At 63.7% G+C, this 13,329-nt stretch carries 6 protein-coding genes; 1 reads left to right on the top strand and 5 read right to left on the bottom strand.

Features of this window, described 5'->3' with window-relative positions:
• Positions 1-606: 606 nt before the first annotated feature.
• Both yegQ and AACH39_RS00410 read right to left on the bottom strand, forming a co-directional pair.
• Complete coding sequence (yegQ, locus tag AACH39_RS00415; protein ID WP_215776887.1) at positions 607-1,950, bottom strand: tRNA 5-hydroxyuridine modification protein YegQ; 1,344 nt, start codon at positions 1,948-1,950, stop codon at positions 607-609.
• A gap of 180 nt (positions 1,951-2,130) precedes the next feature.
• Positions 2,131-3,492, bottom strand: a complete 1,362-nt coding sequence (locus AACH39_RS00410) for a TolC family protein (protein WP_338620668.1) — start codon at positions 3,490-3,492, stop codon at positions 2,131-2,133.
• A 257-nt stretch (positions 3,493-3,749) separates the two neighbouring features.
• Between AACH39_RS00410 and AACH39_RS00405 the strand changes: the two genes are divergently transcribed.
• Positions 3,750-4,265 carry a transglutaminase-like cysteine peptidase gene (locus AACH39_RS00405; RefSeq protein WP_215776890.1) on the top strand — a complete coding sequence of 172 codons (516 nt, stop codon included), beginning with the start codon at positions 3,750-3,752 and terminating at the stop codon, positions 4,263-4,265.
• A gap of 56 nt (positions 4,266-4,321) precedes the next feature.
• On the opposite strand, the gene AACH39_RS00400 is transcribed toward AACH39_RS00405, so the two are convergent.
• Genes AACH39_RS00400 through AACH39_RS00390 form a run of 3 tightly spaced genes read right to left on the bottom strand, consistent with a single transcriptional unit; the run spans position 4,322 to position 13,328 of the window.
• Complete coding sequence (locus AACH39_RS00400; protein ID WP_338620667.1) at positions 4,322-9,769, bottom strand: VCBS domain-containing protein; 5,448 nt, start codon at positions 9,767-9,769, stop codon at positions 4,322-4,324.
• Positions 9,770-9,804: 35 nt separating this feature from the next.
• Positions 9,805-11,208 carry an HlyD family type I secretion periplasmic adaptor subunit gene (locus tag AACH39_RS00395; protein ID WP_338620666.1) on the bottom strand — a complete coding sequence of 468 codons (1,404 nt, stop codon included), beginning with the start codon at positions 11,206-11,208 and terminating at the stop codon, positions 9,805-9,807.
• Positions 11,205-13,328, bottom strand: a complete 2,124-nt coding sequence (locus AACH39_RS00390; RefSeq protein ID WP_338620665.1) for a type I secretion system permease/ATPase — start codon at positions 13,326-13,328, stop codon at positions 11,205-11,207. Before AACH39_RS00390 ends, AACH39_RS00395 begins: the two co-directional genes overlap by 4 nt.
• Position 13,329 lies beyond the last annotated feature (1 nt).

The raw sequence follows: 13,329 nt of genomic DNA, 5'->3' as shown, positions 1-13,329 counted from the left end.
AAAGCAAAAAACATGCTCGGTGAGTCGTTCCATGCGACGAAAAATAACCATTGCGAAGACATTGCCCCGAAATGAGGCAGGCAAACCGGATGCGCCCACAGCATGCACATCGTTCAACCATGTGCCCTGACCCTCCATCCCGCATTTCGGATCACGATTTTGCGCAGAGACACGGCCAAGTGTTTAATGAATCCATACAAAATGACGTCTTTGTCACTACTTTTTAATCATAATTTATTCTGTAGGCAACAATAATTCATACCGCATCGCAACAAAACACTCGTCGCCGGACAAGGGGAACTGATGTTTTGCTGCAACAACCCATAGGGATTTCTGCCACGAAATGAGGCGACGACAGGAGAAATCGACCGTAGCCACTGGCCCGGCGCATTTTCTTGAGGGGATCAGAAGTACTTCGTGTTTCGCTGATACGTGATTCAGCTGAAAAAAAACAAGATATATGCCAACAGCAACACTACTTGCGATTCAGGATCAGGGTGGAAATCCTGCAACACCCTGGTCGCCCTGCCCGGTCTCGGTCACGGAAATGAACAAAAACGGTGCATGCCAGGCAGGCCATGCACCGTTTCGGATCCTCGGCAACCATCAGAGGAAGCGGGCGATCAGCGCCTTGTCCATGCCGGCCATATCCGGAATACGCACCTTGACCCCATTGCCGGGCGCGACCTGGCAGTCGGCACCATCGCGGGTCATGGTGCTCAGCTCGAACACGCGATTACCCCGCGGGTGAATGATTTCCAGGCGGTCGCCCACGGCGAAACGGTTCTTGACGTCCACCAGCGCCCAACCCTCCGCATCCACCTCCAGCACCTCGCCGACATACTGACTGCGGTGAGCCTGCGAATGACCGGTCAGGTAGTTCTGGTACTCGTGGGTGTGATGGCGCTCCAGGAAGCCATCGGTATAACCACGATTGGCCAGCCCCTCCAGCTCGGACAGCAGGGCCGGATTGAACGGGCGACCGGCCACGGCATCGTCGATGGCCTGGCGATAGACCTGGGCAGTCCGCGCCACGTAGTACAGCGACTTGGTGCGCCCTTCGATCTTGAGCGAATCGACACCGATCTGCACCAGGCGCTCGATGTGCTCGACCGCGCGCAGATCGCGTGAATTCATGATGTAGGTGCCATGCTCGTCTTCGACGATCGGCATCAGCTCGCCCGGGCGGCTGGACTCTTCGATCAGGTAAGTCTTGTCGGCCAGCGGGTGGCGCTCGGCGCCGCCACAGGCAGCGAACTGCTTGTCGGCCTCTTCCTGCTCGCGGCGGAAATCGAACTGGATGCGCTGCACATCGCCGGCATCATCTTCGCGGGTGTCGTGCACCTGATAGTCCCAGCGGCAGGCATTGGTACAGGTGCCCTGATTCGGATCGCGCCGGTTGAAATAGCCCGACAGCAGGCAGCGGCCGGAATAGGCAATGCACAAGGCGCCATGCACGAAGACTTCGATCTCCATGTCCGGGCATTCCTGGCGGATTTCGGCGATTTCGTCCAGCGACAGTTCGCGCGACAGGATAATGCGCGACAGTCCCAGCTTCTGCCAGAACTTCACCCCCATGTAATTGACCGTATTGGCCTGCACCGACAGGTGTACCGGCACCTCCGGCCAGCGCTCGCGCACCATCATGATGAGTCCCGGATCGGCCATGATCAGCGCATCGGGTTTCATGTCGATCACCGGCGCCATGTCGGCCAGATAGGTCCGGATCTTGGCATTGTGCGGCAGGATGTTGGAGGCCACATAGAATTGCTTGCCACGGGCGTGCGCCTCCTCGATGCCCTGCTGCAGCTCTTCGAGCTTGAAATCGTTGTTGCGTGCACGCAGCGAATAGCGCGGCTGACCGGCATAGACGGCGTCGGCGCCGTAATCGTACGCAGCACGCATTTTGTCGAGGGTGCCCGCAGGCAGAAGCAGTTCGGGAGATTTCATCGGCATTCGATCGGTGGGTGGCAGCCGGTTCGGCTTTATCAACAAATGACAACAGGCTCCCGAGGGAGCCCGATCAGTGCGCGGCGCATTATGCGCGTCCCGGGGAGTCGGCGTCAAGCGCCACCCCGGCACAAACAGACATTAAACCCCTGTTTTAAAACCACTTATTGACCATGGTTATCAGACTTCGCTCCCCTCCCCGCTGCAGACGCGCTCTCCCGGCTCACCGGCAGGGGTCTCCGGCGCCGGCCGGGCCGGGGCAATGCCCAGCACCCCGAGCAGACGACCGGCGGCAGCGTGCAGGCGCAGCTGCGACATGACCAGATCGGTCTCGCCATCGATCAGGGCCGAACGCGAACGGAAAAACTCATTTTCACTGTCCAGCACGTCCAGCAGCGAGCGTTTGCTGATCTCGAACTGATCCCAGTAGGCATCGCGCACTTTCTCGCTGGCCAGCGCGTGCTGGCGCAGGAAACTGAGCTTGCGCTGCAGTTTGTCGAGCTCGGTCTGTGCCATCTGTACCTGCTGTCTGACCTCGCGGCAGGACTTGTCCTGCTGGGCCAGCGCCGCATTCAGATCTTCGGCGGCGCGCTGCAGCTGCGCCTTGTCCGCGCCCCCCCGCGACAGATTCAGCACCGTGCTCAGTTCGATGATGGCGCGGGAACGGTCGCGCCCGACCGGCCCGGCATTGAGCCGCCCCCACTCCTGACGCGCGCGGGCATCCACTCGCGGCAAAAAGGCACCGCGCCGCACCTGAACTTGCTGCCTGGCGGCCTGTACTGCCGCCAGGGCGGCACGAACCGCCGGGGTATCTCCCGGCTGAATCGCCCTATCCTCTGGCGCCTTCGGTGCGCGATAGGGCTGCAGCCTCGCCGGCGGCGCCTCGCCGACAATGCGGGCATAGCGGGCGGACACATCGGCCAGATTGGCCTCGACCGTCAACAAATTGGCTTCCGCCAGCGCCAGACGCCCGCCGGCCTGCTCCAGGTCGACGCCGGCGGCCACCGCCACCCCGCTGTCGGGACGCACCTTGCTGCGGATTTTCTGGTAGATGCGGCGGTGGCTGTCATGGTTGGTGCGGGCCGCTTGCAGCAGCTCGCGCTGGCGCATCACATCCAGATAGGCCCTGACGGCCTCCAGCGCCTGCTGCTCGCTGACATCGAGCAACTGATAATAGCGGGCGGTTTTGGCATGATCCTGTTGACGCAGCGAATAGACGGTCTGAAAACCCGAGAACAGATTCTGCGTGAGGTTCAGGCTCCAGGCCCAGCGCTCCGACTGGCGCTGCATCCGTGTCGGGCCATCACCCGTCGACTGCTCCCGGCCGCTGACATGGCTCAGCTCGGCCTGTGGAAAGAATCCGGCGCGAGCCAGCGCGACATCGGCCTCCGCCCCCAGGTACTGATGCAGCTTGATGCGGACTTCCGGGCTGTTGCCCATTGCACGGGCGGCCACCTCCGGCAGCGACAGGCTGGCGCTGGCCGGCGGCGTCACCAGCAGGGAAAACACGCACAGAGAAGAAGCGGCATGACAGATTTTCAATCTCGGACCTCCTGTTTGAACGGCAATTGACAACTAACTGTGAAAACGTTTTCAACCATAACGCGATAAGGACGGTAATGAAACGCTTGTGCCCGAAGCCACTGCTGGTATCAGAATCGAGCGACACTCACTTGGGAATCGGCTTAGGACAGGGCCGATGGTTATGGCGCAGCCTCTTGCTGTTTCTGGCCCTCCTGCCCCCATGCCAGGCAGGAGCGGTCAAACACCGGGATCTCTCCCAGGCCTGGGGTCAGTGGATGACGCAATGGTCCAGCCTGGAGGAGGCTGACCAGGTGGCACATGTCAACAGCCTCCTCAACCAGATGCTGAGCTTTGCCGATGACCGCAGCCTCTGGCAGCAGCAGGACTACTGGTCGACACCGGCAGAGACCCTGCGCCGCGGCCAGGGCGACTGCGAGGACTACGCCATCCTCAAATACTTCACCTTGCGCCAGCTCGGCGTGGCCACCGACAAGCTGTGGCTGACTTTCGCCAGAGTACGGGTCGGCGGACCGGACAGCCCGCTGACCCTGCAGCACATGGTGCTGGCCTACTATCCGACACCGGGTACCGACCCCCTGATCCTGGACAATCTGGTCGGCAGCCTGTATCCGGCCTCGATGCGGCCGGACCTGCAGGCAGAGTGGTCATTCAATACCGAGATCCTGCAGATCGGGCAGGAGCGCTACCCGGCACGCCAACTTCCGCAATGGCGCCTCCTGCTGGCTCGCATGACGCCCGCCCGCGGCGTCACCGAGCCAGCCAAGCAATAAAAAAACGCGGACGCAGAAGGGGGATAACAGCGCGCCGCGCGTTGAAAGGATCCGACTCAGGCAGCCAACCCCGCCATCGTGCCATCCTGAAGATAACGCGCCAGGATGGCACTGCTGTCCGCGGCAACAGGCATGGCCAGTCCCTGCACATCAATCCGCAGCGTTTGGCCATCCTGGCCGAACAGCAACTCGACCCGGGTGGCATCGGGCGCCAGCGCACTGAACTGCCAGCGCAGCTTGTCTTGATCGACGTAGTGCTGAATACCGCGAAAATCGAGCTGATCTTCTCCCATGCGGAAGTCGGTGATGCGGTCGGTCTCCATCTCGGTACGGCCCCGATGCGGCACATACCATTTGAAAATGTCTCGCCCGCTGCCGCCGGTCAGCACGTCATTGCCATTGCCGCCGACCAGCACATCCTCCCCGTCGCCGCCCCAAAGCTGATCATTGCCCTCGGCCCCGAACAAGGTGTCGTTGCCCTGGCCGCCATACAGTTGGTCATGCCCTTCCAGCCCCAGCAGGACATCGGCCCCGCCCTGCCCGTACAGCACATCATCACGAACATAGCCCATCAGCGTATCGGCGCCCTCGCCCCCCTTGAGCAGCGCCGACTGGCCGGCATTGGCAAAACGGATGAAATGCCCGGACTCTCCGGTGACAGGCGCAGTCTGGGGACCATGGAGCACGATGTCCTCGCCATACCAGGACGGGGCAAGCACGGGAAGGTCAGGGGCCAGCACGATGCGTAATTGCCCCGAATCGCTGCTGCCCTGCAGGCCGGTCAGGGTAAAGTCCAGCGTGACGGTCTGTACGGAGGCAGGTTGCAGACGCTGTGTGGCGACATAACTGCCGCTCAGCATGTCAATGCTGAGCAAGACCTCGTCGCTGCGCAGGCTGAGCAGATGACTGACCGGGTCGAAATGCGCCAGGGACATGTCCCCGCTCACCGCCTGCCGACCATCAAACAGCCATTCTTTGCCGGCCAGGCTGATGCGGCTGACATACCCCCCTCCCTCGCCCATTTTCCCCAGCGAGCCACCGGCCGAGTAAACATGGCTTTGCCCCTGAAGGATGGAGGACAGCCACTCACCGGTGGAGACCTGCAACGACTTGCCATCGGGGCTCAGACTGTCGAGCATTTGCTGGCGAGTAAAATGCTTGCCATCCAGATCATAGCCTTCGTCCTCCCGATAGCGACCGATGCCGACCACATGTCCCTCGATTTGCTTTTGCTGTAAAAACTGTTGCCACTGGCGGATATCCTGCTGACCGATCGTATAAGTCGGAATGCCATCCGAGATGAAGAACGCTACGCGGTGTGCCCCCTCCCGGCCCGAGCCTTGCCCGAACGACTGTTGAGCCAGGTTCAGCGCGTCTACATAGTTAGTACCCAGGTTGTAAAACACATTCAGATCCATGACGCCGCCGTCCAGCAAGCCTGCCTTGAGCTGATCCGGAGTGACCCACCCCGGGCGCGTCCCCGGATGATCGCTCAGACGATCGGACCACTCGCCATAGGCATTGCCATCAAACATCACCACATTGACCCTGACCGCCCCCATCAGTTGATACCGTTCGATGACATCGGCCACGGCCTGCTTCAGCCAGTGCAGTCGCGGCTTGTAGTCCACCGCCCCCTCCGCGGACTGCTCGAAGGTCTGCATGCTGCCGGACATGTCCAGCACCAGCATCAGGTCGATGGGGCGCGCTGCCGGTGCCTCGATCCGGATCTCTCCTTTCTCGGCGCGCGGCCCACTGCCCGTCCCATGGATATCAACATGAAAAAACACCTCGGTCCCGTCCTGAGTCGTCAATGGCAGGGTGAACGGCAACACCTGCCCTTTCGCCATTGGCGCCAGCGTTTCGGCAAGGCGCAGACTCACCCAGCCATCGCCGTCCACGCTGTAGCGCAAGGGGCCGACCGCCTTCTCGCCCATGGCGCGGGCCTGCGCCTCGTCGGGATCATCATCGCGGATGGCGGGTTGAAAACGCAGGCGGCGTCCGACGTCGTTCTGGTCAAAATTCAGGGTAAAGGGCGTCATCGCCGCCGGGGTGTTCTCTCCTTGATAGCGCAGAGTGAGTGTGGCGGGGGTACCGTCCAGCGAGACAAGCGGCAACTCGTCAGTCCATTGCCACCAGGCACGCATTGGCGGCAGCTTGCTGACGTCGACCTCGATCTCGCCACTGGGCAGGACCCGCGCCCGGCTGTAGTTCATTTCCACCCAATCGCCGGCCTGCAGGCCGTTCTCGCCCGGGTCGGCGTCGGTAACGGTCGGTCCCTTGAACACCAGCACGCTGCCACGCTGGCTTTCGCGGATGTCCAGCGAAGTGGCGGCAATCTCGGCCGGCTGGTTTTCGCCGTGGTAGCGCACGTTCACACTGGCGGCGGTGCCGTCCAGGCTGAGCAATGGCAGTTCGTCACTGAGCACCTCACCGCGCCGCAGCGGCGGCAGCTTGCTGACGTCGACCTCGATCTCGCCGCTGGGCAGGACCCGCGCCCGGCTGTAGTTGAGTTCGATCCAGTCCCCCGCCTGCAGGCCGCTCTCACCCGGGTCGGCGTCGGTAACGGTCGGTCCCTTGAGCACCAGCACGCTGCCACGCTGGCTTTCGCGGATGTCCAGCGAAGTGGCGGCGATCTCGGCCGGCTGGTTTTCTCCGTGGTAGCGCACGCTGATCTTGCCCGTGGTGCCATCCAGGCTGAGTAATGGCAGTTCGTCACTGAGCACCTCACCGCGCCGCAGCGGCGGCAGCTTGCTGACGTCGATCTCGATCTCGCCGCTGGGCAGCACCCGCGCCCGGCTGTAGTTCATTTCCACCCAATCGCCGGCCTGCAGGCCGTTCTCGCCCGGGTCGGCGTCGGTAACGGTCGGCCCCTTGAACACCAACACGCTGCCACGCTGGCTTTCGCGGATGTCCAGCGAAGTGGTGGCAATCTCGGCCGGCTGGTTTTCTCCGTGGTAGCGCACGCTGATCTTGCCCGTGGTGCCATCCAGGCTGAGTAATGGCAGTTCGTCACTCAGCACATCCCCGCGTCGCAGCGGCGGCAGCTTGCTGACGTCGACCTCGATCTCGCCGCTGGGCAGGACCCGCGCCCGGCTGTAGTTCATTTCCACCCAGTCACCGGCCTGCAGGCCGCTCTCGCCCGGGTCGGCGTCGGTAACGGTCGGTCCCTTGAACACCAGCACGCTGCCACGCTGGCTTTCGCGGATGTCCAGCGAAGTGGCGGCAATCTCGGCCGGCTGGTTTTCGCCGTGGTAGCGCACGTTCACACTGGCGGCGGTTCCGTCCAGGCTGAGCAATGGCAGTTCGTCACTGAGCACCTCACCGCGCCGCATTGGCGGCAGCTTGCTGACGTCGATCTCGATCTCGCCGCTGGACAGCACACGTGCCCGGCTGTAGTTCATTTCCACCCAGTCACCGGCCTGCAGGCCGCTCTCACCCGGGTCGGCGTCGGTAACGGTCGGCCCCTTGAACACCAGCACGCTGCCACGCTGGCTTTCGCGGATGTCCAGCGAAGTGGCGGCGATCTCGGCCGGCTGGTTTTCGCCGTGGTAGCGCACGTTCACACTGGCGGCGGTGCCATCCAGGCTGAGTAATGGCAGTTCGTCACTGAGCACCTCACCGCGTCGCAGCGGCGGCAGCTTGCTGACGTCAACCTCGATCTCGCCGCTCGGCAGCACCCGTGCCCGGCTGTAGTTCATTTCCACCCAATCGCCGGCCTGCAGGCCGTTCTCGCCCGGGTCGGCGTCGGTAACGGTCGGTCCCTTGAACACCAGCACGCTGCCACGCTGGCTTTCGCGGATGTCTAGCGAAGTGGCGGCAATCTCGGCCGGCTGGTTTTCGCCGTGGTAGCGCACGTTAATCGAGGCACTGCTGCCGTCCAGGCTGAGCAATGGCAGTTCGTCACTCAGCACATCCCCGCGTCGCAGCGGCGGCAGCTTGCTGACGTCGATCTCGATCTCGCCGCTGGGCAGGACCCGCGCCCGGCTGTAGTTCATTTCCACCCAGTCACCGGCCTGCAGGCCGTTCTCGCCCGGGTCGGCGTCGGTAACGGTCGGTCCCTTGAACACCAGCACGCTGCCACGCTGGCTTTCGCGGATGTCCAGCGAAGTGGCGGCAATCTCGGCCGGCTGGTTTTCGCCGTGGTAGCGCACGTTCACACTGGCGGCGGTGCCGTCCAGGCTGAGCAATGGCAGTTCGTCACTCAGCACATCCCCGCGTCGCAGCGGCGGCAGCTTGCTGACGTCGACCTCGATCTCGCCGCTCGGCAGCACCCGTGCCCGGCTGTAGTTCATTTCCACCCAGTCACCGGCCTGCAGGCCGCTCTCACCCGGGTCGGCGTCGGTGACGGTCGGTCCCTTGAACACCAGCACGCTGCCACGCTGGCTTTCGCGGATGTCCAGCGAAGTAGCGACAATCTCGGCCGGCTGGTTTTCGCCGTGAATCACCACTTCCACAAACCCCGGCTGACCATCCAGCGTCAAGACATCCAGCCGGTGCCGTTCGGTCTCATCACCACGCATGGCTTTCAAGCCGGGGGTCAAGGTCACCAGTACCTGGCCATCTCTCTCGACGCGGTAATACCCGGCTTCGAATGGCAGCAAGGCCTGAGGCTGCAAACCCTGCTCGTCAGGGTCGCCATCGATCACGGTCAGGGTCGTCGACTTTTCAAGACCGCTCTCGGTTTCCAGAAAGACAAGCTGCCCGGGCTCCACGCGAGCCGGGTCGTTGACGCCAAGGATCTGCAGGGGGACCCTCGCGGCAGTGCCATCCAGGGTACGGACGGGCAGCCAGAATTCCGCCACCTCGTCGCTGCTCATTTCACGCCAGGCCGGATCAAGGGCAATGCGCAGGTCACCGCTGACCTGCACCTGATAGCGCCCGGCGGCAAAATCCTGCCAGCCCTGCGCCCGCAGCCCGTTTTGCCCCGGATCAGGATCGCTCACTTCCGGCCCGGGAAAGCGGCGCTCACGGCCACGATCTGTCTCCAGCATGCTGAGTGTTCTGGCGATGACCACCGCCGGGCGGTTGTCGTCCCCGCCCTCCCGGATGCCGGGGGGATCGCTGACCCGGTGGTCTTGCCAGGAGGGACGTCCCAGCGGCCCGTAACCGCCAGGCACCACCTCCTGCAGTCGTTCAACACGCACAAAGTCGTGGCCATGGTTCTCGCCCGCTTCGCCCTGCAGGCCGGCCTCGGGGCGCATTTGTTTGAGTCTGGCCTCGCGCGCCAAAGCTTCCAGCACACTGCGAGGTTTGCGCACCGGCGCTGGCTCCGGCGCCACAGACGGGCTGTCGGTCAATGCGGCCACCTGCTGCGGGTTGTCTCCGCTGATGGCGACCCGCTGGCCATCTTCACGCAGCAGCAGCAGCTGGGCGCCGGGCGTCGCCTCTATGCGCTCGTCGGCACGGAGCCGGTCCAGGCGACGCAGCAGGCGGCGCTGTCCCTGGGCATTGACGGCAAATACCTCTCCACTGACCTGCAGCACCTGGCTGGCCATACTCATTGCATGGATCTCCTTCTCCAATGGATAGAAAACGCTCAACGCTCACTCAAGGACTCGGCCTTGGCGCGCAATACCGGTTTCAGCAAATAGGACAAAACGGTTTTCTTGCCGGTCAGGATGTCCACCTGGGCCACCATGCCGGGGATAATGCGCCAGGCGCGCTGATGGGGCGCCTGGCGGGTCTGAACGCGGACCAGGTAGTAAGCCTGCCCCTTTTCATCGACCAGGCTGTCGGCACTGATCTCCCGCACTTCGCCATCCAGCGCGCCATAGACGGTATGGTCATAGGCGGTAAAGCGCAGCCGAGCCGGCTGTCCGGGGTGCAGGAAGGCAATGTCACGTGGCGACAGACGAGCCTCGACCAGCAGGTCGTCTTCCGCCGGTACCAGTTCGAGAATGTCCTTGCCGGGCTGCACGACGCTGCCGATGGTATTGAGATGCAGCCGTTTGATTTCGCCTGCCACCGGCGCCCGCACTTCGGTGACCCGCACCTTGTCCTTGAGGGCAATACTGCCGGCCGACAGGCCGTCGATCCTGGCCATGACGTCGGAGAGCTCACTGCTGGCGGCGTTGCGGAAGCTCAGCTCGACTTCCTGAACCTTGCGTTCGGCTTCGGCAATCCCGCCCTGTAAGCGGATCAGTTGTGCGGCCAGGGTGTCGCGTTCGCCCCGGGCCCGGGCCAGTTCGCGTTGCAGGCGCATCAGGTCGACTTCCGAGACGGCGCCGGAGGCTTTCAGCGGTGCGGTGACTTCCAGTTCCCGACTGGCAAGCTGGAACTGCTGAACCGCCTGGGCATGGCGCGCGCGCGCCTCGGACAGCTCCTGCCTGCGCTGGCCAAGCTGGGCGCGGGCAATCGACAGCGATGCGTTCAGCTCGCTTTGCCGGGAGTGGTACAGGGCACTTTCCTGCATGGCCACCTCGGGGGCGTGCTGGCGCACGATCTCTGGAATCTCGAAGGGCTGAGGTCCGGCGAGCGCACGCAGGCGAGCCGCCTTGGCCTGCAAGGCCAGGTGCAGGGCGCGGTTTTCGCGCAGCGAGGATTCGGCGCGCGTGCTGTCAATGCGCAGCAGCAGCTGATTTTTCGCGACTTTCTGCCCTTCCCGCACCAGGATCTGTTCGACCAGTCCGCCATCCAGGCTCTGGATGTGCTGGTTCTGGAACGAGGGCACCACCTTGCCTTCGCCGCGGGTCACCTCATCCACTTCGGCCAGGGCCGCCCAGAGCAGGCAGGACAGCAGCAGACCACCGCTGCTCCAGACGAACAGTCTGGGACGAGCAGGATGTTGCAGCTGTCGGCTCCACTCGGCATCGGCGGCAAAGTCAGCGCCCTCTCGCAGATCTCGTCCGGCAGCCCAGTTGCTCAGGCGGTCAAGGTACGGGCCAAGCTGGCTGCGCAGCTGCTGCAGACGGTCGGCATAACGGATCAGTCGGCTTTTCATGCTGTGGCCTCCGTGCTACGACGACCGCCGCTCAATGCGGCCAACACCTCGGCCTTTGGCCCGTCGGCAACAATGTGCCCCTGCTCCAGCACCACGATGCGATCGACCAGTGCCAGCACATCCGGCTGATGCGTCACCAGCAACAGGGTCTTGCCGGCCAGCTCGGCCGACAGGGCGCGAATGATGCGCTGAGCCTGCGCCGGATCCATATTGCTGGTCGGTTCGTCCATCAGCAGGATGCTGGCATCGCTGACCCAGGCGCGGGCAATGCATACGGCACGGCGCTGGCCGCCTGACAGGGTCTCGCCCCGTTCACCCACCAACAGGTCATAGCCTTCCGGATGCTGATCGACAAAGCGGTCCAGTCCGGCAATGCGCATGGCGCGCTGCAGGCGCTCCACCGTCACCCGATGCTGTCCCATTTCCAGGTTGTGACGCAGGGAGCCGTAGAACAGCAGGCTTTCCTGCGGCACGTAGCCGATATGCTGACGCAGCTCGTCCGGGTCGATCTGGCGCAGGTCTATGCCATCCACCCGCACGGTGCCGCCAGTCGGCTGGTACAGGCCCATGACCAGTTTCTGGATGGTGCTCTTGCCGGAACCGATGGCGCCGAGGATGGCGACGCGCTCACCGGGCTGTAGTCGCAGACTGACGTCGGACAAGGCCGGGCGGCTGGCCCCCGGATAGCTGAAACTGACCCCGCAAAGTTCGATGGCGCCACGAAACGGCGCACGCGGGGTATAGACCTGCTCGCTGTCGCGCTCGACCGGCAGTTGCATGACCGACTCCACCGAAGCCAGCGAGGCCCGGGCATTGTGGTACTGGGTCAGCAGGCCGACCAGTTGTCCCAGGGGGGCCGTGGCGCGTGCAGACAACATGCCGGCGGCGATGATGCCCCCCGGGCTGGTCCGGCCATCCAGAATCAGATAGACGCCAAGCACCAGCATGCTCAGGTAGCTCAGTTGCTGGATCAGGGCGGCGAAGTGTCCGGTCAGGGCGGAAAGGATTTTCAGGCGAGCCCCGGTTTGCGCCAGATAGCGGGTCGTGCGCTCCCAGCGCCCTTGTTGCACCCCCTGGGCCGACAGGGCCTTGAGGGTCTCCAGACCGCCCAGACTTTCGACCAGCAGCGCATTGCGCTCGGCCGCCGCGCGCAGGGTGGATTCAGACAGGGTGCGCATGCGTCCGGCGGTCAGCCAGGCCTGCAGCAGCATCAGGCCCGCCGCCAGGACGACCGGCAAGGCAAACCAGGGGGACAGCCACAACAGAATCAGCACGAACAGCAGCACAAACGGCAAGTCGACCAGGGTGACGACCGAACTGGAAGCAATGAAATCGCGTACCGACTCGAAGGCACGCAGATTGGCCGCAAAGGCGCCGACCGAGGCAGGCCGGTGCTCGAGCCGCAGGCCCAGCACCCGCTCCATGATTTGAGCCGACAGCCTGATGTCGATGCGCTTGCCCGCCAGGTCGAGCAGATGCGAACGCGCCAGTTTGAGCAGGAAGTCAAACACCAGCACCAGGGCAGCCCCCAGGGCCAGTACCCACAACGTGGAAAGCGCCAGATTGGGCACCACCCGGTCGTAGACATTCATGGTGACCAGCGGGACGGCCAGGGCACACAGATTGATCAGCAAGGCGGCAAACAGGGCATCGCGGTACAGGGGCCAGCCTTCCGCCACCGCCTGCCAGAACCAGTGCCCTGGCTTCACGTTACGCTGGACAGCTGTTCGCCGGTCTTGCCGATAGCGTGGCCGGACCAGAATGCACAGACCCTGGTACCGGGCAGCCAGTTGGGAAACCGGCAGACGTTGCTCCCCCTCCATCAGGCTCGGTTCGCGCAGGCGGGCCTGGCCATCCGGATCCAGTCCTTCGTACAGGCAGGCCTGATCCTGTGCCAGCAACAGGACAGCGGGCAGCATTTCCGCGGTCAGTGACGCCAGCGGCTGGCGCACGATGCGTGCCACCAGCCCGAGGCGACGTGCCGCGCGCACGAACAAGGAAGGGGTCAGCCGCCCCTGTTCCAGGGGCAGGCCGGAGAAAACGGTTTCAGGCGGGAACGGAAGGTCCCAGTGGTGCGCCAGTGCAAGCAGGCAGGTTCGCAATGGATCTTGCTCTGGCACT

The sequence above is a fragment of the Paludibacterium flexuosum genome, from assembly GCF_037076605.1.
Lineage (GTDB): Bacteria > Pseudomonadota > Gammaproteobacteria > Burkholderiales > Chromobacteriaceae > Paludibacterium.
This window is presented reverse-complemented; position numbering and strand designations above follow the sequence as displayed.